The following is a 21,523-nucleotide window of genomic DNA, read 5'->3' as shown; positions in this document are numbered from 1 at the left end:
TAGCACAAGAGCTGAAAAACGGCAGCGCGATAAAATGAATCAAAAGGATCAATCCCGAGCCTGCCAGTAGGCTGGCGATGAAACAGCTGCAGAGCGAAAATGCCCGTTTTGCCATGTCCAAACTTCAGCAGGATTCTTCCCTGCATAATGAATGACCGCATGGGGCATGCGGCTGGCCAGAAATTTCCGCTCTGCCTCAGCCAGACTGTCAGGGGCCAATACCAGCTGTACTCGCTGCAAGCTGCTCGACCGGGTGCTCGCAAGCCGCTGTAGAGTATTGACATCCATATCGCCGAGAATCAGCAAATCCGGCCCCTGCCCCCACAACAGCATGCAGGGCTGGAAGGTCTTACCCAGATTTACAAAAACGCTGCCTGGCGGCGCATGACCGGCTTCACCACGACAGACGCCCAGGGGATTTGAGCTGTGCAGATAATGACGGGCCCCTGGTGGGGCCCACTGCCGCGCTGCTGCCAGAATGGGTAAAGGCGTGGAAGTATCTGTCCGCACCCAGTCCGAAACCTTGTCCAGACCTTTCTTCTGGAGCACAGCGACCAAGGCCAGACCCGCTTCGCGACGGGCTCCAGATTTCCAGAGATTGGCGGTCCATACGCCACTATATTGCTTTTCTTGCCAAAAGAGGACCATGCCGGACTGCGCCGATAAATCGCGCAGCTCAAAATCTGCGCCCCCCGCCGCTGGCACCAACAACGGCACCAGCCCGAGAAAGGCCAGGGATCGCCCCGGCCAACCGGACGGCAGGAAGAAAATGCTCAGTCCGAAGGCGGCGGCCAGTACCGCCCAGATCCGATCCGTACCGGTATGCAACTGTGCATAAGGGATCTCCAGCAAGGCTCTGAGCAATAGAGTAATTCCGTCCATCTGCAGAGCAACCACACGAAACAACACGCGACTGAGCAATTCCAGATCGAGCAGAGCAAGCAGGGTGCCCAGCAAGGCCACAGGTACTGCCAGCAATTCCACCAGCGGGATAACCAGCATATTCGCGAGGGGGGAAACCAGGGAGATTTGTCCGAACCAGACCGCGAGAAGCGGCAACAGCGCAATAAATACGGCCCACTGGCTGCGCAGTAAAGTGCGCCAGCCGCCTTCACCGTAGCCGACGGCTATTAGCGCGGCCACCGCACCCAGCGACAGCCAAAACCCCACATCCACCATGGCGCCGGGGTTGAAGCACACAATGAGCAGGCCCGCCAAAGCCAGTCCCTGCCAGGCGCGGTGGGAGCGTCCCAGCAGCCAGGACACAGCGGCGGCAGTAATCATCCAAGCCGCCCGCTCTCCAGGAATCTGCATGCCGGCAAAACTGGCGTAAAACCAGGCTGCCGGAATACTGGCCAGCACTCCGGCGGTTTGTGCTGGCCAGCGCATCACCAGCCAGGGTATCCGCCGCCAGAGCCATTGCAGCAACCAGCCGAACAGTCCTGCCACGACGGCCACATGGGAGCCGGAGATAACCAGTAGATGGGCCGTCCCCGTATCCCGGTAAATACGCCAGATTTCGGGAGGAAGCTGATTGCCCACACCTACACTGAGGGCCTGGACAAATCCGGCGGATTCCCGATCCAGAGCCATGTTGGTCGCCTGCAAAACCGCCTGCCGGGCCTTCGCAATGTGATCGCCGAGACTCCAGAAGAATGGTTTCAGCAGATGCCCATTTTCAATACGTGCCACGCCGCCGATGCCCTCCCAGAAACGCTGTCGGGCAAGGTCTGCAAAAGGGCTGACGGGTAAGCTGCTCAGTGCCTCACTGCGCAGTTGCAGATGCCAGCGTTGTCCGACTACGGGCACTTCAGGGAGGGATCCATGCACCTGCAAAATGGCCGGGCGGGCTCCGCCGGGCGCATCCTTCAGCCAATGTTCGGGAGCCATCTGAAAACGATATTCCCGTCCACCCAATTGGGGAATGGAAACTATCCGCCCCTCCACGCTGAGATGCTGGGCTAAGGGCCAATGCACAGCGAGGCGCAGTTCTGCCTGCCAGATCCCCCAGGAAAAAGCTCCCGCCGCCAGTACCACGAGTATTGCTGGTCGCCATTTCCAGACCAGCGCTAAAAACATGAAACCGAGGGAAAGCGGAATCCACAGGGGCGGTAATTGCCGGAAACAGTGAAAGAGCCCCATTCCCAAGCCTACCGCCAGAACAACCAAAGGCAAGGAAGGCCAGGATTTGGTTCCGGACCAGAGCTTGGCTACACTAGGGCGAATATTGTTGTGGAAAAATCCCATTGCGCCTACCCGCTTTTATCCGCTTTCCCACCCGCGAGGAAATCCTCAAAAAGCGTCCCCTCGGGCGTTTTACCCATTATCTAGCGCGTCCAGTGCTCTGGCGTCCGCACCGCCATAGCGTCGCCCGGGCGGCCGCCATCGGCACGTTCATCGGCAGTCTGCCATTTTTCGGACATTTACTCAGCATCACTTTGCTCTGCCTCTGGCGGAGAGCTTACATTCCCATCGGATGGGTTATGCCCTGGGTGGTCACAGGCCCCCTGACCATCATACCTTTTTTCTTTGCGTCTTATGAATTGGGTTTCTGGTTACTCAGCCAGTTGGGAATTGCTCCGGCCATCACCGTTCATTACGAAGATATTCATGAAATTTTTCATGGAGATATAGGTATTCTTGCGATGGGCGACCGGCTCTGGCACGCCTATCTGGTGACCTGGATAGGGAGCCTGATATTGGGTACCGCTCTCGCTCTGCTGGTTTACACCAGCATCATGCAGGGTTGGCGTATCTGGGTCATTTGGCGCCTATATCGCCGCCGCCTGCGTCAGTCAAGGATTCGCTAAGTCAGCAATATCAGCCTTCCAGAGCCTGCAAAATCCCGTTCTGCAAGCGCAACACCCGCCCCATATGGGCTGCCAGCGCCGGTTCGTGGGTCACGATAACCAGGGCCGTGCCCAGTTCCCGGTTCAGGCTGAGCATCAAATCGTGGACACTTTCGGCCGAATCACTATCCAGATTTCCCGTGGGTTCATCGGCCAGCAGCAGGGCGGGCCGGGTAACCAGCGCCCGGGCCAGAGCCACGCGCTGCCTTTCCCCGCCCGAGAGCATGCCCGGTTTGTGTTGCAGACGTTCACCCAGCCCGACCCGTGCCAGGATTTCTTCGCCCCAGGCCTGCACAGAATGACGGGGAACCCGGCGAATCAGCAATGGCAACAGGACATTTTCCAGGGCCGTAAACTCCGGCAGCAGGCGATGCAACTGATACACGAACCCCACACTCTGGTTGCGCAGACGACTGCGGGCGGATTCTCTGAGCTTGTAAATTTCCTGGCCGAGAATGCGCACCACACCCCCCGTCGGTTTTTCCAGCCCGCCCATGAGGTGCATCAGGGTACTTTTACCCTGACCGGAAGCGCCGACAATCGCCAGACTTTCGCCCTGGTGAATTTGCAGGTTGACGTCACGAATGACATCCAGCTTGTCTCTGCCAATGGCAAAGCTCTGGCGCAAGTGTTCCACAGACAGAATCAGATCATCACTCATAGCGCAAAGCCTCCGCCGGGGCCACCCGGGATGCCCGCCAGGACGGATACAAAGTGGCAACCCAGCTCATGATCAATGCTGCCACCGCCACATGCACCACGTCCCAGGGCTCGAGTTTGGAAGGAAGCTGACTGATGGAATATACCTGCGGAGAAATGAACTGGGTATGCAGCAGTTGTTCGAGCGCGGGGACCAGGGTCGGGATATTCAGGGCCAGCAAGACACCGAAAAGCACGCCCAGGAGAGTGCCAAACAGGCCGATCACCGCCCCCTGGACCATGAAAATCAGCATGATACTGCGTGGGGTCACCCCCAAGGTGCGTAAAATCGCAATATCGGTTTCCTTATCGGTCACCACCATGACCAGGGTGGCCACAATATTGAAGGCCGCCACGGCAATAATCAGGGAAAGAATCACAAACATGACCAGTTTTTCCATACTCAGGGCCTTGAAAAAGTTTTCATGGGTCTGGGTCCAGTCCTGAATGTAAAACGCGGGTCCAAGCTGCTTCTGAAGATGGGCCGCAAATGCCGGAGCATCAAAGGGATTTTTGATCTGCATACGCAAACCCGTCACCCCTTGATCCAGGCCATAGAGGCGCTGGGCATCCCCCAGATTGATGTACGCCATGCCACTGTCATAGGCGTAAATACCCACCGAAAACAGCCCCACCACCGTAAACTGTCGCAAGGAAGGACTCACACCGAGAGGCGTGACGCCCCCCTGGGGTGAAATCAGGGTGACCTTGTCCCCCACCGTCACCCCCAGTTGCCGGGCCAGAGCCGTGCCCAGAACAATACTCCAGGGCTGAGTTTGCAAACTTTGCAACTTGCCGACCTTCATGTCCTTGGCCAGCTTGTCGACCTTGCCTTCCAGGGCGGGATCAATGCCCTGGATCATGGCACCACTCACCAGACCGTCGTGGGAAACCAGGGCCTGGGCCTGCACGTAGGGGGCCACGCCCGTCACATCGGGTACCCGCGACAAGCGCCGGGTGGCGGTCTGCCAGTTGAGCACCGGTACCCCGTTACCCTGGACGATAACATCCGAAGTCACCGCCAGAATCCGTGAGCGCAGGGTGTGATCAAAACCGTTCATAACCGCCATGACGGCAATCAGCGCCGCCACTCCGATCACCATCCCGAGAATGGCGGTGCCGGTAATGAAGGAAATGAAATGATTATTGCGTTTTGCCCGGGTATAGCGCAGTCCGATCCACAACTCATAAGGGCGCATGTTTATTCCGGTCGCAGATGGGGGAAAAGAATGACTTCGCGAATACTGGGCTGGTCCGCCAGCAACATCACCAGACGATCGATGCCGAGTCCCACCCCCGCCGTGGGGGGCATGCCATACTCCAGGGCGCGGATATAATCGGCGTCATAAAACATGGCTTCTTCATCACCGGCATCCTTGGCCTCGACCTGGGCGCGGAAGCGGGCCGCCTGATCTTCAGGATCATTGAGCTCCGAAAACCCATTGGCCAGCTCCCGTCCGGCAATCATCAACTCGAAGCGATCGGTCACTTCCTCATCCAGATCATTGCGGCGTGCCAGGGGGCTGACCTCCAAGGGATACTCCGTGATGAATGTCGGCTGCTGGAGATTGCCTTCCACGGTTTTTTCAAAAATCTCGATCAGCCGCTTGCCCCAACCCCAGGAAGCCTCACAGGGCATCCGCAACTGCGCCAGCTTGTCTGCCAGCACTTGCGGATCGCGCAAATCGGCATCGGCCAGATCCGGATTGTAGGCGCGCACTGACTCTGCCACGCTCATGCGCACAAACGCCTTGCCCAGATCAATCTCCTGACCCTGGTACTGAATCAGGGTCGTACCGAGAGATGCTTCGGCGGCAGCGCGAATCAGCGTTTCGGTCAAATCCATGGCGTCACGGTAGTCCGCATAGGCTTGATACCATTCGAGCATGGTGAATTCAGGATTATGCCGGGTCGAAACTCCCTCGTTGCGGAAATTGCGGTTGATTTCGAAAACCTGTTCGATCCCGCCCACCACCAGCCGCTTCAAATACAGTTCCGGAGCAATGCGCAAATACAGGGTCATATCCAGAGCATGATGATGGGTCATGAAGGGACGTGCGGTGGCGCCACCGGGAATGACATGCATCATCGGCGTTTCGGCTTCAAAAAACCCGCGTTGGCGCAAGCCTTCGCGCAGTGCCGCCACGGTTTCCGCGCGGATTTGAAAAGTCCGTCGGGCCGATTCGGTGACAATGAGATCCACATAACGCTGGCGGAAACGGGTTTCCGCATCGCTCAGACCATGCCATTTTTCCGGGAGGGGACGCAGGGCCTTGCTCAATAATTGCAGGCTATGCACCTTCAGGGACAATTCACCGGTTTTGGTGCGAAAGAGGCTGCCTTCCACGCCGATGATGTCCCCGAAATCCAGAGCCTTGAAGCGCGCATAGGCTTCTTCACCGAGATTATCGCGGCTGACAAAAAGCTGAATGCGCCCGGACTGGTCCTGAATATCGGCAAAACTGGCCTTGCCCATGACCCGCCGGGTCATCAGACGACCACCCAGGCGGGCCAGAATGGGCTCCTGTTCCAGGGCCGGAGCACCCATATCGCCGTAGCGACCGTGCAGATCACCGGCCAGGGCATCACGGCGAAAGTGGTTGGGGTAGGCCTGCCCCTCGTGCCGCCACTGGGTCAGCTTGTCCTGGCGTACCTGCATCTGGTCATTCAGTTCCTGATCCACTTTCCTCTCCTCGCGCAGATTGTGTGTGACTGCATCTTATTACAGGCCGGCTTTCAGTGCCGCTTCAATAAATCCATCCAGAGCGCCATCCAGCACCTTCTGGGTATCCCCCACTTCGACCCCGGTACGCAGGTCTTTGATCCGTGACTGATCGAGGACGTAAGAGCGAATCTGGTGTCCCCAGCCGATATCACTTTTGCTGTCTTCCAGCGCCTGTTTTTCGGCATCGCGCTTTTGCATTTCCATTTCGAAAAGCTTGGAACGCAGCATACGCATGGCTTCGGCGCGATTTTTATGCTGCGAACGGTCGGTCTGACAGGCGACAATGATGCCCGAGGGGACATGGGTAATGCGAATGGCCGAATCGGTCTTGTTGACGTGCTGCCCGCCGGCACCACTGGCCCGATAGGTATCCACCTTGAGGTCGGCCGGATTGATTTCGATTTCAAAGCTGTCGTCAATTTCCGGGTAGATGAACACGCTGGCAAAACTGGTATGGCGACGGTTGCCCGAATCGAAGGGTGACTTGCGGACAAGGCGATGCACCCCGGTTTCGGTGCGCAGCCAGCCAAAGGCATGATCGCCCTTGACGTGGATACTGGCGGACTTGATACCCGCCACCTCGCCTTCCGAAACTTCCACCAGCTCGGCGGCAAAACCGTGCTGCTCCGCCCAGCGCAGGTACATGCGCAAGATCATTTCCGCCCAGTCCTGGGCTTCGGTACCCCCCGCCCCTGCCTGAATATCGACAAAGCAATCGGAAGCATCGTGGTCACCGGAGAACATGCGCTGAAATTCGAGTTTTTCGACCATGGTCAGCGCCATATCCAGATCCGCATCGACGGCGGCCAGCAGATCCTGGTCCTGCTCACTCAGGGCGAGTTGGAGCATTTCCTCCCCGTCTGCCAGACTGGCGCTGAGCTTGTCCATGGGAGTAACAACAGCTTCCAGGGCAGCGCGCTCACGGCCCAATTCCTGGGCTTTTTCGGCGTTGTTCCAGATGGCCGGGTCTTCCAGCTCGCGCTGAACTTCTTCTAGGCGGCCGCGCTTTTCTTCGAGGTCAAAGATACCCCCTCAGGCCGCTCACCCGGGCCTGGAGATCCTCGTGCAAGGCACGCATCTCATTCACTTCTCTCATGATTTTTCCTTTTCCAGTTAGCGTGCCCGGACCCGGTCCGCGCCGGCACGCTTATCCCGCACATAAAGCTCGCAATTATGCGCAGTTTTGAGGCCGATCTCCAGTGGCTTTGCTCATACTTCACATATCGTTCGTAAAGACGGGGACAAAGAGTCATGACGAGCCCCCCTTCTTTTGCAATGGCATCAAGCAGACCGGCTCGCTGGCAGCCTTTGAGGAAGGCCAGTTTCAAAAAGTTGCTGTTGGCAACCGGCGCTTTTGCGGTCTGTTGTTGAATGGTGTCAAGGTAGTTGTTCGGTGTAAAGCCAGAGGCATCGCGTAAAATACGAAACTGCTCCAGCCAGTCCTTGGCGTCACCATCGCAGCATTTCGCCTTGTAGCGCTCATCAATACCGTACACCTCTTTCCAGGTCTCGATCTCCTCATGGACGGCAGCTGGACCGAAGGTGAGTTGAATGTCGGCGGGTGTCAGGCGATCAATATCTGGATTGTTGAGGTCGATTGTAATTTCGATACCGGGGAAATCGGTCGTATAGGGGTAGAAAGCCTTGCGCCGTCCGGCCTTATTGCGTGCCGGGTCTTTGCTGTGTTTGTAGGTGCTGTTGCACTCATGGCAGGCCGGGGCGAGGTTGCGGAAATTGATCGAATTGAAGGGATAGAGCGCCTTGGGCAGATAATGGTCATAAGCCTCGCGCCTAGTGTGATGCACCCCCTTGATGTCGCCGAGGCCGCAGAACGGACATTTGCCGGTGGTGTTCGCCCGCATGAATTCCTCATAGTGCTTATCAAGCTGGCCGATCTTTTCCCGCAGCGCCGCAAGGTCGAGCAGTTGCTGGGAATAGAGTCCCTTGAAAAATGACGCCAGTTGCTCGCTCAGATCAGGATGGATGTCGGCGATATCGACATAGCGGGCGATTTTGACTTTCGGGTCATTGGCGCAGACCTTTTCGATCTCATTGTTGGCCTGGTACCACTGTTTGAGTTGGTCGACCTGCTCCGGGGTTAATGGGGCAAAGAGCTCATAGATCGCTTTGATGTCTTTGTAAAACTGCTTGCCAAGCTTGGGGGCATTCGCCGCAAACCCGAAAGCTGAAAGAACTTCTCTTAGGTCTGGCTCGGTTTCAAACAGATCGAGACTGAAAGGCAATCCGATAGGCGCATTACACCACACCTCAAAAAAGATGAAATTGATGAACGCCTGCATCTTCTCCATTGCGTGGGAGACATAGGTGTAAGCGAACAGCATCAGTCCTGTCCCTCCCCGCCATTGGGCACCTCGAAAACCCCTCTTTTTTGCGGAATAAAACGCTTCATCAATTTGATTATATTATGTAATATTTTATTCTGTCGGGGTTTTTCGCGGTGCCCATTATCTGCGCCAACGTCGAGGATGGTCTTGATGAGTAGGACCTTTTCCACCGAGTCACCAAGCTGGTGGTTGATCTCGGCAATAAGCTGCTCCTGATTCTCATTGGCATCCTTTGAACGTTCTCGAAAATCATCAAGCATTCCCTGCGCACGGAGCCCGATGGTCTCGCGCTTGCCGAAGGTGGCCATGGTGATCTTGTTGATGGACGCGCCCATGGTGTTGTAGTCAGGGTAACCGACTGAGACCACGCCATTGGACTTGTTGAACACCAGCACCTTTTCGGGTCGGCTGTCGGAGATCAGAAACGGGTTGTGGGTGGTGATCAGCATCTCCTGGCCGTCGCTGCCGTTGAAACTCTGATGTAGGCGGGTGACGAAGTTGGCGCGCCAGTCGGGGTTGAAATGGGTCTCCGGCTCGTCGAGCAGAAACAGGCTCTGGGTGTTCTTGAACAGCAGGCAGAGGCCCAGGGTGTGCAGCAATTGATGTTCGCCGTCGGAGAAACTTTTGAGCAAGACGGACTTGGCCACATTGGCCTTTTTCACCCAGAAGTGTTTGAAACGCATGATGCGTTCATCTGAAGCCAAGATCGGCACCGTCTCGCTGGCATAGAGACTGTCAGACTGATACAGATCTGCCTTCAATGAATCGCTGACGGCAAATTGATTTAACGTCAATAGCACCTGTAACGCTTGAAATAGCACCAGTGGATCGTGATCGAAATTTTCGAGGAACGCTTGTTTGGTTGCGTCATTCACCCAGTAATCGAGCACAAGCGTATCCGTAGCCTCCTCCACATAATGCAAGGTGGCACAGCGAGTGAGAGCGCTCACCGCTAGAAAAGACCTTTCATCGCCCTCCAACAGCTTCGTTAGGTTCAAGCGGTAACGGCCGCCGCCAATCTCATCGGTTTCAGAAAGTGCGGGATTGCCTTTGATAATCTCACTGCGAATCCACTCATCCATTGACTGGCGAATTTCAGAATCAGACTCACCTCGCTTCTTAGCTTCTGCTACGATACGATGCTGCCGTTCGCGGCGCTGGTCGTCATCTAACAGATCGAATGCATTAACTTGTTCTTTCGAAATAGGAATGCTTCTACGGATGATGACGCGGAACTCTTGCAAGGCCTCAATACCCACATCCTCGCGGAAAGGCTTGAGTGTGCCTTCATTCTGAAATAGCAGGTTGCATAACAGTATGGCTTGGCTAAAGCCACTGTCCAAATAGGCGAGTCTGGTTTCTGGATGACCAGGGTAGTTTAGTTGCTTTGCCAGTGCATTCGAGTATTCGTCGAACTGCACGAAGCGCATCTTGAGGAAGGGCAGGCTAAGTATTTGATTTTCTCCAGAGGAGTAGCCTAGCACCTGTGGAATTAAATAGTCTTTAACTATTGTATTAAGAGCATCATAGGGCAGGGCTCCGTCAAGCTCGCCAGATATAGTAGCAGAGGTTTTCGCCACTGATTTTAATGGTGGTTTGAAGGGGCTATAGTTGGTGGAAATGCGGCATTTTCAGGCGATTTTGGGTGCAGAATCGTGAATGGGGTGGCTGACGGACGCAGCTCGCCCTCCGGAGCTATTCTCGGATAGGTAAACCCCGTGGTGGCGCCTCAGTATCCGAGTTGGCGGAGCGTTTTGTGCGCGCTGGCGGCGAAATCCCGGCACGCTTTGGCGATATTCTTGACGCCAGTGAGACGCATAATGCTCATGGCCAGTTCGCGCAAGGTCGCCATCATATGGGGACCGTTCTGGGTACGGACTTGGGAGAGGTCCTCGTGGAAAGTCACATCGCGGACATGATGGTTCCGGTTTTCAATTTCCCAGTGACCACGGGCCAAGCCCAACAGATTTTCGGGCGTGGCACGATCCGGGGTCAGGCTGGTGAGTCCGAAGGCATAATCATCCCGAATCGTGCCCTCTTTGCTGTTGATGGTGGAGCGTTGGATCAGGAAAGCTTGTCCGACATGCGGAAAATGGAGGCCGGTTGCCCGGGTGGCGACGATGATTTTGCGGTATTCAAAGCGGCCATGCCCGACCTCTGTGGTTTCAGCGTTGAGGGGGAAAATCGCCCCAAGGGAGGCACGTCAGACGGTCGCGGAGTTTTCGTTGATTGCCTTTGACGGCGGTGAAGAGATAATCGGCTTTCTTGTCTTCGACGAGGAAGCGGGCGGTCTCCCGCTGGGTATGCAGGGCATCGGCGGTGACGACCTTGCCCGCGATGTTGACGTCCTGGAGCAGGTTGCGCAGTTCTGGAATTTCGTTGGTTTTCCGGGCGATTTCTTTTTGCGCGATGGTGGCCCCCTGTCCATGCAGGAACGCGCTGAGCAGATGCACCTGAGCGCCGTCTGCGCGTGCGGCCCCTTTGAGGACTTTGCCATCGACGGCCACCGCTTCAAAGCCCGCCGTACCCAGTAGCCAGGCGCCGATCGCCGCATCCAGCGCCTCCACATCGGCCCCTTGCAAGACGCGCCGGATGGTCGGTTCGGAGGGGGCGAGGTAGCGCTTGGTTTTGGGATCGAATCGGGCGCGGATGCGCTTCAATTGAGCCTGGGTCAAGCGACCGCCCCACTCGGCGATGGCGGCATAACTTTCGGCCCGCGTCAGGACAGCGGCCACGGCCACCGTCAGGATGGCCGGGAGGGGATGCTGCTTGCCTAGTTTGCTGCGGGTATCGGGAAGGCGGAAAAAGATTTGGCGCAAGCCTTCCATTTGCGCGGTCGCTCAACGTCACGGTTTGCATGGGGGTATGGGTCCATTCGAGTTGGGGCTGCGGCTGGGCCAACCAGGCCCGCGCCTGTGGATGGAGAGGAAAGAGCAGAAGACGTTTAGGTTGGCCGTGGTGGACATAGCCACCACCGGGACGGCGGGCGAAGCCCTTGGTTCCGCCGACATCCACCCAGTTGGCGGCCCGGTAGCAGGCACCGGTAAAACGGGGGGATTCCACAAAGGTCTCAGCCAGCACGATGGGATGCCCATAGACGGATTGCCAGTCCGCAGAGAGCCTGTGCAGGTTCAGCGCCAGAATACGGGACGCCAGATTCGGGAAGGATTCTCCGGGCAGGATCAGAAAACGGGCATTGTTGGCGATGAGATGCAAGCGCTGGCGGCGCAAGATCCAGGACCAGCCGATCCACCGATCCCGCGCCTGGCATTGAAAAGCGGCGGCATGCCAGCCCAGTAACGCTACCCAGCGACCATCGAGCGTAGCCACATAGCGCAGGTTACGGCCCGCCAAGGTGCGAAAGCCCCGGTAGTGATACGTTTGCATCAGCGTATTCCAGCGTTCCCGCTCCGTGGGCAGGATGGGTCGCACCTGAACACGGTGCAGGCTGGCTTGCTGGTTTTCGGTGAGAGTTGGGACTTCCATGCGGCAAAAGTTACCGCATTCATCCTGAGAAGTCCAGAAAAACCCTTTGTGCTACTCCATCAGCAGCTTAGATGGAAGGTTGACAGGGCCCTGATCATAGGGCTGATCATTTGAATCAAAAACCCACCATGTAATTTCATTTTTACCTGGTATTTTATATATTTTCACCCTGAACCACGGGGCGGATCCTATGGGAGAATATTCGGCCGGAACCTTAATTAAATACTCTAGCTCAAAACCGGTTGGCGAGGTTTGCAAATGATCATCTTGCAGCACTTCGGGCAGAAAACTGCGTTGCACACGTAAGATTTCCAACTGAAAGAAAATCGCCGCCAGCGCCTCCAGCAGGTTCGACTTGCCACTGCCATTGGGTCCCGCGCAGACGAAGGGTGCAAAGCCCTGCTCTTCCTGCAAGTCCCACTCGCTGCGGAAGCGGTGCTCAAAACCCGCTTGCAGGCTGCGAAAGCCCTTCGGGTCGGTGATTTTGAGTCGCAGCAGCTTCATCTGGCGTTATCCCTTTGCTGCTATAATCTGCACACGGTTGTTGTCATCGTCATAACCTTGAATCAGACGGCCCTGTTCCAGCGCTTCGAACACTTGAGTCTTGAGTTCGTCGTATTCCGCTGCGCCCCATTCCGGTGCGTCGTCTTCCGCCAGCTCCCACAGCCGTTGCCGGGCGGCATCCATAAAAGCCTGCGTGGCAAAGGGCGCATCGCTCAGTTGCTCCAGCCAGGCATTCAGCCACTCACCCAGCAGGGCTTTGCGGCCTTCGGAGGTACGCAATAGGGCAAGTTCTTCGGGTGCAGGCAACTCGAACAATGGCTCCATGGGTTGTTTTTCCTCAATATCGGTCGTTTCTCCCTCGGCAATCTCAGGCTCTTCCGCTGGCAGCACCACCCGCGACAGATCCAGCTCGCCCTTGAAGGCCTTCTGGCTCAACGCGCCATAGAGGCTTTCCAGATCGGTCAGGCTTTGCTGGTAGCGGGATTTGAGGGCGTCGACTTTTTTGATGATGGCGGCGAATTGGTTTTGGTGAGCGATGGATGGCTTAACAACTTGAAAGCTACGAATATCATCAAAGTTAAGCCCAGCCTTAACCCCCTCGCGATTCTTCTTTTGGATAAATGATTTGCCGTAAGGCAGGGAAAAGTACCAGGCCAGGAAGATTGGATTAAAGCCTGCTTCCTCTTTGATGCGAATCAATGCCAAGTGCTGGTTAATGTACGAGCCATCTAATTCTTTCGGTATGACAGCAGTTCTTCCAAGGTCAGCTGTAATTGATAGGAGCAAATCACCAGATCGTACTCTAGTACGATTAGCCTCGGCAGAGGCTGGTGCATTAACGTAAACAACGTCATCAAGTTTTAAACGCCCATCTTTCACATTGTTTATGCGTAGAAAAATATCCCCAGTATCGGAATAATATTTTGCCCATCCACGAGAGCCGCTTGTAAGAAAGTCTATAAAATCGCCCAGCAGAAAATGCTGTTGCTGTTTCATTGCCGTATGGTCGCCGAACATCTCCAGAAAGACGCTTTTGAGCAGGTCGTCGAGTTGTTGCAGGTGTTGTTTGCGCCGGGCGATCAGCCCTTCCACCTTGCCGAGCAGATGGGCAATGCGCTTTTGGTCGTCGAGCGGCGGGAGTTCAATTTCGAGATTTCGAACAATTGTTGCCGAGAGATTCTTTAGGGCAACACCTTGACCTTGATTTATAAGTCGCTGCTTATTGCTTTCGAACCAGCATTTTAGATATTTCAAATCGATTTGAGCATCAACCTTGGGTCTGATCCCCAGAATTGCTTGGTTTGCAGATAACTCGGTTCCAGCAAAGGCAACTTTCCCGATTGACCCATACATCGCAAACAACAGGGTGCCTTTTGGGAAAAGTTTGCCTCTTATGTTCTTTAAGCCATCAGCAGTAATACATTCATCAGTCGTGTAGATAAAACCGTTATATGCGGCTTCAATATCCGAAATTTTCGCCCAAGGGATATCCCCTTTGAAGAATTCTGGATTGTTTCGCGAGGGAGTCCCGCCGCTTGAAATGTCGCATACATCAGACAGCTTGACGGTTTTCATCCAACCATCCCCCTCAATTCCAACAACTCCCGCACAATCCCACTCTCAACCCCCTCCAAAACCTTTTCGCGCCTTTCGTGTTTTTCGTGGTTAAAAAACTCTTCCCCCAACTCCGCCACCAGCAACCGCTCCAATATCACCGCAGGCGCTTCATACACCACCTCTTCAAACACATCCTCCTTATATCGACTCAGCGACAGGTCATACCCCTCCGCCTCGATCTCCCCCCGCGCCACACAAAACCATTTCGCGGTGCGATCAGCATCGACTTCCGGATTGCGGGCATGGAACCGGGCAACGATATCTTGCAAATCCCCATGCCCTTCCTGCTTGCTGCGCTTGTCATCCAGCGAATAGCCGTCGGCCTGCATCTCGTAGAACCAGACATGTTCCGTGGCCGGTTGCGTCACCTTGTCCTTCGGCCCCCAGACCTTGGTGAAGAGCAGAATGGCGGTGCTGACCCCGGCATAGGGCTTGAACACGCCGCTGGGCATGGTGACCACGGCCTTGAGGTCGCAGCGCTCCACCAGCATTTGGCGCAGGGTCTTGAATGCACCGCCGGAGCCGAACAGCACGCCTTGCGGCACGATGACGCAGGCGGTGCCGCCTTTCTTGAGCAGGCGGTAGATGTTCTCGACAAAGAGCAGTTCGGTCTTGGTGGTGGAGAGGCTTAAGTTTTCGTTGATGTCGCCCTTGTCGATGCTGCCGGTAAAGGGCGGGTTGGCCATGACGATGTCGTATTCGGCCTCTTCCAGGTAGCTCTTGGAGAGTGTGTCCTTGTAGTCGATGTTGGGCTCGTCGATGCCGTGCATCATCAGGTTCATCAGCCCCAGGCGCACCATGGTGGCGTCGATGTCGTAGCCGAAGAGTGAGGCCTGCAGGATGGCCCGGGCCTTTTCGGTGAGGCCGGCCGCTACCGAGGTGCGGACAAAGCCGTCTTCATCGGGCGGAAAGTCTGTATTGCCCGCTTTCTTTGCCAATTCCGTGACGATGTACTGATAGGCCCCGAGCAGAAAGCCGCCGGAACCGCAAGCCGGGTCGGCGATGCGGTGGCCAAGCTGCGGCTGCACCAGGTCGGCCATTAATTTAATGATGTGGCGCGGGGTGCGGAACTGGCCATTCTTGCCCGCCGTGGCGATCTCGGAGAGCAGCATCTCGTAGACATCGCCCTGGATGTCCTGAAAGGCCTGGCCCTTTTCCTGCGAGTCCCTCTCCATGATCTCGAAGATCTCGTCGATGGTTTTCACAGCCTCGACCAGCAGCGCCGGTTTGGGGATGATGAACACGGCGTTCTTCATGTGGTGGGTGAAGTTGCTCTCGGTCCCGTTCATGTCCTTGAGGAAGGGGAAGACCTTGGTCTGGACGTGCTGCAACATCTCCTCGGCCTGCATGCGCTTGAACTCGCTCCAGCGCAGGGTGTGCTTGTCAATAGCGTAGTTCTCTGCGCCGTCCTTGTCGCGGTATTCGGGCGGAATCCACTGGCCCGCAAACTTGGAGATATAGGACTCGCTGGTCCATTCGGCATCGGCCTGCTTTTTCTGGTCCAGCTCGTCGAGCCGCTTCATGAACAGCAGGTAGGTGATCTGCTCGATGGCGGTGAGCGGATTGCTGATGCCGCCGGACCAGAATTTGTTCCAGAGCTGGTCGATCTTGCTTTTGAGTTCGGGGTTGTTCTGAAGCATGGTTATTTCTCCTCCAACTGCTTGACGTTTCTGTCGGCAAGCAGGAGTTTCATCTGGTGAATGGCGGTCTGGTTCAGGATTTTTAGGCGCTCGGCCTGTGGGAGCCCCTGGTGTATGAAATGGGCGTTCAGGGTTTCGAGATTGGCCAGACAGACAAGCTGGGAGACATTGGCTTCGTCGCGGATATTGCCTTTGTGGTCCGGGTTTTCATCCCGCCATTGCTTTGCCGTTTTGCCGAACAGGGCCATATTCAGCAGATCCCCCTCGCTGGCATAGATGAAATTGATCTGCTGAGGCGACAGTTCGGGCGGGATCAGGTTCGTCTTGATGGCGTCGGTGTGGATGCGGTAATTGATTTTGGCCAATTCTCGCTTGGCTGACCATCCAAGCTGCTTTTGTTCTTCTTCCTTTAAGCGTTGAAATTCCTTAACAATGTAGAGTTCAAATTCGACAGAGATCCAACTGGCAAATTTGAAAGCAATGTCCTTATGGGCGTATGTGCCGCCATATCTACCTGATTTAACGATAAAACCTATGGCATTTGTGGTCGTTACCCATTTCTGAGGAGAAAGGGTAAAGGCATTGAGCCCCGCCTGTTTTCTAAACCCCTCGAATTCGAGGGGTTTGAAATTGGGATTATAGAGCGACTCCCAAATCCCTAAAAACTCAATCGTATTCCGGTTGCGCATCCAGTTGCCTATAACAGCGCTGGTTTCATCTGTTTTGTATCTTGCAATATCTGTCAGAGAAATAAAATCCTGCTCTTGATTATCAACAACGGTTATCTCGGCGCCTCGAACTTCAATTTTTCTGTTCTTAGCCATACTATTTCTCCAGTTTAATTGAGGCGAATTCGCTATAGTTAAAATCCGCTCTAAGGCGCTTAAACTGCAGATTTCCCCATATTTCCAAACGGGTCGATTTCGACCCTTTTTCGTGTCTTTCTCGATTCATATCCATCAAGCCGCCAACCGCTCGGTGAGCTGTAGTATTTCGTTGATCTCGGCCGGGCTGAACACACCGCGAATCCCCTGCGGGTGGATGACTGTGAACGGTGCGTTGATGAGGTCTTTCTTCTCGACCTTCTCGCGCTCGATGATGAAGCCCTTGAGCAGGTTCAGGAACTCCAACTGACGGCTGGAAAGGCTCGTGTGCTGCTCGATGAACTGATCGAAGGCTTCGCTGACCGTTTCCGGGAAGCTCTTCAGGATCTCGATACCGAGGATGTGGCGGATGAACTGGATGAAGCGCGCCTTGCGGTTCTTGTAGACCTGGCGCAGAAGATCTTCGGTGATGTGGGGGTGCTCGGCATGGAGCAGCTCGGCCAGTTCAAGGGCCTCGTCAGCCGAGACATCCTGACCATTCTTGAGTTTTTGCAGGATGGGGTTGTGCGCGGTCAGCTCCGCGATCATGGCCTCGACCATCTCGCGGTAGCGGCTGATGCTGACCGATTCGTACTGGGGGCCGAACTCGACCATTTCCTTGCGGTGGATTTCATCTTTCAGGTCAAGGTGTGTCGGACCGGGGCCGGTCTGTTGCTCGCGGAATTTCATCAGCGGGCCGAGGCGACTGTTCAGGTCGTCGAGGGCGTCCTCCAGCTCACTGGCATCCGTTTTGGCCCAGTAGTGGTTGCTCTGGGCGGCGCGGATCAACGATTCCTCGGCTTTGACGAAACTGACCGACAGCGGTAGTTCACTGATCTGCTCGACGATGCCTTCCTTGATGGTTTCGGCTTTTTCCTTCTCTTCGCTGATCCGGGCGAGTGAAAATTCTAACAGGTCGCGCTCGAAGCGCATGGCCTTGAAGTCGGCCTCGGAGACGGTGCGGAACAGCGGCTTGATCTCGCCGCGCAAAAATTCCAGCCGCTGGTGATTCAGGGTGATCCAGAAGTTTTCCTCTTCGAGCCGGGCCAGCGCGGCGGCTGCCTCCTTGATGATGACGGAGCTATGCGGCAGCTGGCTGATCTGCCGACGCAATTTGACGATTTCACGCTCGCCAACCTGCGCCTGCGCAAGGTCGATGGCCTTTTCGATTTTATCCAGCCGCAAGCCGACCAGCCGCACCGGCAGCGGGAGCTGGGGTTTGAGTTCCTTGCCCTTGGGTTGCAGCTTGAAGTATTCGAAGTTGTCCCAGCAATCGAGGATAAGGAACACATCCTTTTCGGTACACCAGGGCTTGGGCTTGGCTGCTTCAAGCAGCCGGGTGCCGCGCCCGATCATTTGCCAGAACTTGGTGTAGGAATAGACCGGCTTGGCGAAGACCAGATTGACGATCTCGCGCACGTCGATGCCGGTATCGAGCATGTCGACGCTGATGGCGACGCGGGGCATGTCGTTGTTGGTGAACTGGTCGAGCAGGCCGCCCTTGCCGTAGACGCGCGGGTCATCGGAGACCAGCACCTTGGCCAGCTCGCCTTTGTATTGGGGGAAGAGCTTGTCGAAGATCTCTTCGATGCGCCGGGCATGGGCCTTGGAGGAGCAGAAGAAGATGGTCTTGCCGGGCAGCACACCGCTGCCGTCCTTGATGCACTCCTCCATGAACTCCTTGACGATGAGGGCATTGGTTCCCTTGTTGATCACCTGCTTTTCGAGCTGTGAACCCTCGAAGTTGATCTCTTCGATCTCCTTGCCTTCCAGCAGCAGCTTTTTCTGGTCTTCCAACGAGATGGTGCGCTTGCTGATCCCCTCCATCTGAAAGCGGGTCTGGATCTTCATCACCTGAAAGCTGCACAGGTAGGGCGGCACATTGTTGACCGCCTCCTCGAAGGTATAGGCAAAGGTGGGAAGGCCGTCTTCGCAGTGGAAAAGCTGGAAGGTGTTGTGGTCGATGATGTCGGTGGGCGTGGCGGTGAGCCCCAGGGTGATGGTTTTGAAATAGTCCAGCACCTCTTTGTAGGTGTTGTAGATGGAGCGGTGGCTTTCATCGACCACGATGAAATCGAAAAAGTGCGGCGAAAGCTGCTGCGACTCGTCCCGGATGATGTTGAGCATGGTGGGATAAGTAGAGACGTAGATGCGGCGGTCCTTGGCGATGAGCTTCTCGCCGACATTCGGCCATCGAGGTTCGTGGGGCAGATGCTCCTTGAAGGCGGCCAGGGCCTGCTCGCGCAACGCGATGCGGTCGACCAGAAACAGGACCTTTTCGGCGTGTCCGGCACGCATCAGGGCATCGACCATGGCGATACAGGTGCGGGTCTTGCCGGTGCCGGTGGCCATCACCAAAAGGAAATCGCGTTTTTTCTGTTCGATGCCTTCCAACACGGCGCGAATGGCCCGGATCTGATAGTCGCGGCCCGCGATGGATGTGTTGATCAGCTCCTGGGTCAGGGGCTTGCGGTTGCGGCGAATATATTGAAACCGCTCAAGGTCATCTCGGGTCGGGAAGCCGACGATCTTGCGCGGCGGGTAGTTGTCCAGATCCCAGAAATAAATCTCGTGCCCGTTGGTGTAAAAGCAGAACGGCAGCTCGCCACCCAGTTGTTTCTGGATGTTGTAACAGTATTGCTTGGCCTGCTCTCGCCCCAGCGCGGCGTCTTTGCTCGTTTTCTTGGCTTCGACCACGGCCAGGGGCTTGCGATCCTTGCCAAGCAATACATAGTCGCTGAATTGATGACCTTCGTATGGGGTGCGCGGTTCGGCAACACCCAGGGGCAGTGGAGTCAGGATGTCGAACTCCTCGATGACCTGGGTGGGGTCTTTGACGTTCCAGCCAGACTGAGTGAGCTGGCTGTCAATCAGTTCAGAGCGGGTCTGGGCCTCAGTCCTGGTCATGCTTCAACTTCTCATGTTCTTTAACTTCCGCACACAAAAGTCATAATAATTCACCCGCCGTGAACAAATTCAGCATACTCTCCATAGCCTACAGCCATCTATATAATATGTGCCAGAATATTTTAAGTGATCACCGCATACTTTATTCTCAGTTGCAGGGTGGTCTTGTCCCGAAAGGTATTGATTTCCAGCCCATAGGCGAAAGTGACGTCATCACCGACAGCCACCGGGCTGAGACCATTTTCTGCGGCGCCGAACCAGATGGCGTCGTAGTCCGCTCCGGCCATCTGCAATACCAGTTTCAGGTGCGTGCCGTCACCCACCGGACGGAGTTGGGTGATGCGCCCCGCACCTCGAAATACAGGCGGATCCCATTGCCGGCCATAAGGCTCCAGAACCATCAGCTCCTCAACCACTTCCATGCTGGGACTATCCTCCAGCACACCATCGGTCAGAATCTCCGGCCCAAGCTCCTGACCAGACAGGGCTTCTGCGGCAATGGCTGCCCAGGCTTCGGCAAAACGCGCCAGCGCCTCCTGTTTGAGGGTCACTCCACCTGCCCCGGCATGCCCGCCCCAACTTAGAAAATCATCGGGATAACGTTCAGCTATTTTTGCCAGGGCATGGCGGACATGGAAACCCGGCACCGTTCGCAATGAGGCCGTAATGCCACCTCCTTCAGCTTTGGGTGAAAAATAAGCGACCGGTCTTCCGCAAGACTCCACCAGGCGGGCTGCGCAAATGCCGTGCACCCCCGGATGACCTTGGGGATCAAATATGGTGATGGCGGAGGCGCCATCCCGAACTTGCTGCAGGGCCTGACAGGTGCTGCGCTGCAGCATTTGCGCCTGGACGACTTTGCGTTCGTTGTTGTGCTCAACAAAATGCTCTGCCATTTCTTCGGCTTCTGGAAGATGCGAACTCATCAGCAAATCCACGCTGCCCAGGGCGGAGTCCAGACGCCCCCGGGCATTGATCAGGGGTGCGAAGCTGAAGGCCAGGGTGGCTGCGGTAATGGGACCATGACTTCGGGTGGCCAGTTGCAGGGCCTGCCAGACAGGGCGCCGCGCCGGGGCGTTCATAAGTGCCAACCCCCGGGCAATAATCGCCTTGTTATTGCAGGAGCGCGCCAGATCCACACAATCCGCCATAGTACCCAGCGCCACATAATCCAGTAGCCCGCCAAGCTTCGGCGCAGAAGCAGGAAGCAGACCTGCCGCAATCAGTGCCTGGCGCACAGCACAGCAGAGCAGCCAGGCCACATGCACACCAGCAATATAAGGATCGGGAAAGCTGGAATCGGCACGCACCGGATTCACACAGGCCACCGCTGCAGGGGGTGGCCCGGAAGCGGGCACGCCATGATGGTCGGTGACGATGACGGTAAAACCATGATCCCGCAGTCGGGTAATCCGCTCATGATCGGTACTGCCCTGATCCGCCGTAATAATCAGAGCCGGGCTCGGGGCCTCCGCAATAATCCGGTCGGTCAGGGTTTCGGTAACCCCGTAGCCATCACGCAACCGATGGCCGATATAACTGTGTATCTGCTGTTCGGGGACGCCAAAATAATCCCGGAATGCGGTTTTCAGTACCGCATGGGCCGATGCGCCGTCCGCATCAAAATCAGAAATCAAAATAATCGGCCATTGTTGCTGGATAGCCGCGATCACCGTTGCCGCAGCATTGGCCATATCGGGAAGCAGGTCGGGTGGGGTGAGTCCGCTCATCTGCAGATTCATCAAGGCCGGGAGCTGACCGACGTCCGCATCACACAGGCGTCCGGCGATGATCCGCGCCTGCAGGGGGGTATAGCCCAAGGCCAGGGCCGCATCCCGGATTTTCACCGAGACCGGACGATCCACAATACGCACGCTTTCCATGAATT

At 56.1% G+C, this 21,523-nt stretch carries 16 protein-coding genes and 1 pseudogene; 1 reads left to right on the top strand and 16 read right to left on the bottom strand.

The genetic code is table 11. The features are described 5' to 3' along the window. Window positions 1–48: 48 nt before the first annotated feature. Entirely contained in the window at window positions 49–2,247 is a 2,199-nt protein-coding gene (locus B1757_RS08260) for a ComEC/Rec2 family competence protein (RefSeq protein ID WP_101537856.1), read from the bottom strand. Between B1757_RS08260 and B1757_RS08255 the strand changes: the two genes are divergently transcribed. Continuing rightward, window positions 2,247–2,810: a DUF2062 domain-containing protein gene (locus B1757_RS08255; protein WP_101537855.1), complete on the top strand. Its 564-nt coding sequence runs from the start codon at window positions 2,247–2,249 to the stop codon at window positions 2,808–2,810. The genes B1757_RS08260 and B1757_RS08255 overlap by 1 nt on opposite strands. Before the next feature lie 10 nt (window positions 2,811–2,820). Here the strand turns inward: B1757_RS08255 and B1757_RS08250 are convergent, their stop codons facing one another. The 15 genes and pseudogenes from B1757_RS08250 to B1757_RS08180 form a co-directional block, all read right to left on the bottom strand. Beyond that, on the bottom strand, window positions 2,821–3,510 hold the full coding sequence (locus B1757_RS08250; RefSeq protein WP_101537854.1) for an ABC transporter ATP-binding protein: 690 nt from the start codon (window positions 3,508–3,510) through the stop codon (window positions 2,821–2,823). Further along, window positions 3,503–4,747 (bottom strand): lipoprotein-releasing ABC transporter permease subunit, encoded by a 1,245-nt coding sequence (locus tag B1757_RS08245; protein ID WP_101537853.1) that lies wholly within the window; start codon window positions 4,745–4,747, stop codon window positions 3,503–3,505. The genes B1757_RS08250 and B1757_RS08245 overlap by 8 nt, the downstream gene beginning before the upstream one ends. Before the next feature lie 2 nt (window positions 4,748–4,749). Then, window positions 4,750–6,231, bottom strand: coding sequence for a lysine--tRNA ligase (gene lysS, locus B1757_RS08240; protein ID WP_216360845.1), 1,482 nt, complete (start codon window positions 6,229–6,231; stop codon window positions 4,750–4,752). A gap of 39 nt (window positions 6,232–6,270) precedes the next feature. Next, a protein-coding gene (gene prfB / locus B1757_RS08235) for a peptide chain release factor 2 (RefSeq protein ID WP_101537852.1) occupies window positions 6,271–7,369 on the bottom strand; the annotation gives its coding sequence in 2 pieces (ribosomal slippage) (window positions 6,271–7,293 and window positions 7,295–7,369; 1,098 coding nt in all). Continuing rightward, window positions 7,353–8,615, bottom strand: coding sequence for an HNH endonuclease (locus B1757_RS08230; RefSeq protein WP_216360844.1), 1,263 nt, complete (start codon window positions 8,613–8,615; stop codon window positions 7,353–7,355). The genes prfB and B1757_RS08230 overlap by 17 nt, the downstream gene beginning before the upstream one ends. Further along, window positions 8,615–10,198 carry a restriction system-associated AAA family ATPase gene (locus B1757_RS08225; RefSeq protein WP_216360843.1) on the bottom strand — a complete coding sequence of 528 codons (1,584 nt, stop codon included), beginning with the start codon at window positions 10,196–10,198 and terminating at the stop codon, window positions 8,615–8,617. Before B1757_RS08225 ends, B1757_RS08230 begins: the two co-directional genes overlap by 1 nt. A 149-nt stretch (window positions 10,199–10,347) precedes the next feature. Next, the gene (locus B1757_RS16055; RefSeq protein WP_368233151.1) at window positions 10,348–10,740 is read right to left on the bottom strand and encodes a hypothetical protein; all 393 of its coding nucleotides are present in this window, start codon (window positions 10,738–10,740) and stop codon (window positions 10,348–10,350) included. A 43-nt stretch (window positions 10,741–10,783) separates the two neighbouring features. Continuing rightward, complete coding sequence (locus tag B1757_RS15090) at window positions 10,784–11,446, bottom strand: ISAs1 family transposase (protein ID WP_143484185.1); 663 nt, start codon at window positions 11,444–11,446, stop codon at window positions 10,784–10,786. Between the two features lie 220 nt (window positions 11,447–11,666). Beyond that, window positions 11,667–12,005, bottom strand: a pseudogene (locus B1757_RS16050) (Druantia anti-phage system protein DruA); the annotation flags it as partial. A gap of 150 nt (window positions 12,006–12,155) precedes the next feature. After that, complete coding sequence (locus tag B1757_RS15410; RefSeq protein ID WP_216360842.1) at window positions 12,156–12,608, bottom strand: hypothetical protein; 453 nt, start codon at window positions 12,606–12,608, stop codon at window positions 12,156–12,158. A gap of 6 nt (window positions 12,609–12,614) precedes the next feature. After that, the gene (locus B1757_RS08200; protein WP_101537850.1) at window positions 12,615–14,183 is read right to left on the bottom strand and encodes a restriction endonuclease subunit S; all 1,569 of its coding nucleotides are present in this window, start codon (window positions 14,181–14,183) and stop codon (window positions 12,615–12,617) included. Further along, window positions 14,180–15,865, bottom strand: coding sequence for a type I restriction-modification system subunit M (locus tag B1757_RS08195; protein WP_101537849.1), 1,686 nt, complete (start codon window positions 15,863–15,865; stop codon window positions 14,180–14,182). The genes B1757_RS08200 and B1757_RS08195 overlap by 4 nt, the downstream gene beginning before the upstream one ends. A gap of 2 nt (window positions 15,866–15,867) precedes the next feature. After that, a complete protein-coding gene (locus B1757_RS08190; protein WP_216360841.1) occupies window positions 15,868–16,689 on the bottom strand; it encodes a KilA-N domain-containing protein in 822 nt (273 codons plus the stop codon). Between the two features lie 135 nt (window positions 16,690–16,824). Beyond that, on the bottom strand, window positions 16,825–19,635 hold the full coding sequence (locus tag B1757_RS08185) for a type I restriction endonuclease subunit R (RefSeq protein WP_101537848.1): 2,811 nt from the start codon (window positions 19,633–19,635) through the stop codon (window positions 16,825–16,827). Window positions 19,636–19,757: 122 nt separating this feature from the next. Then, window positions 19,758–21,518, bottom strand: a complete 1,761-nt coding sequence (locus B1757_RS08180) for a single-stranded-DNA-specific exonuclease RecJ (protein WP_101537847.1) — start codon at window positions 21,516–21,518, stop codon at window positions 19,758–19,760. Window positions 21,519–21,523 lie beyond the last annotated feature (5 nt).

This window comes from Acidithiobacillus marinus (assembly GCF_002847505.1).
GTDB classification, from domain to species: Bacteria; Pseudomonadota; Gammaproteobacteria; order Acidithiobacillales; family Acidithiobacillaceae; genus Acidithiobacillus; species Acidithiobacillus marinus.
The sequence above is the reverse complement of the archived record's forward strand: the minus strand, read 5'-3'. Positions and strand labels throughout refer to the sequence as shown.

Coding starts and splice junctions, on each gene's coding strand:
- B1757_RS15090 (WP_143484185.1), bottom strand. CDS start 11,446: ATGGAAGGCTTGCGCCAAATCTTTTTCCGCCTTCCCGATACCCGCAGC.
- B1757_RS15410 (WP_216360842.1), bottom strand. CDS start 12,608: ATGAAGCTGCTGCGACTCAAAATCACCGACCCGAAGGGCTTTCGCAGC.
- B1757_RS08260 (WP_101537856.1), bottom strand. CDS start 2,247: ATGGGATTTTTCCACAACAATATTCGCCCTAGTGTAGCCAAGCTCTGG.
- B1757_RS08185 (WP_101537848.1), bottom strand. CDS start 19,635: ATGACCAGGACTGAGGCCCAGACCCGCTCTGAACTGATTGACAGCCAG.
- B1757_RS08190 (WP_216360841.1), bottom strand. CDS start 16,689: ATGGCTAAGAACAGAAAAATTGAAGTTCGAGGCGCCGAGATAACCGTT.
- B1757_RS08230 (WP_216360844.1), bottom strand. CDS start 8,615: ATGCTGTTCGCTTACACCTATGTCTCCCACGCAATGGAGAAGATGCAG.
- B1757_RS08245 (WP_101537853.1), bottom strand. CDS start 4,747: ATGCGCCCTTATGAGTTGTGGATCGGACTGCGCTATACCCGGGCAAAA.
- B1757_RS08200 (WP_101537850.1), bottom strand. CDS start 14,183: ATGAAAACCGTCAAGCTGTCTGATGTATGCGACATTTCAAGCGGCGGG.
- B1757_RS08180 (WP_101537847.1), bottom strand. CDS start 21,518: ATGGAAAGCGTGCGTATTGTGGATCGTCCGGTCTCGGTGAAAATCCGG.
- B1757_RS08250 (WP_101537854.1), bottom strand. CDS start 3,510: ATGAGTGATGATCTGATTCTGTCTGTGGAACACTTGCGCCAGAGCTTT.
- B1757_RS08195 (WP_101537849.1), bottom strand. CDS start 15,865: ATGCTTCAGAACAACCCCGAACTCAAAAGCAAGATCGACCAGCTCTGG.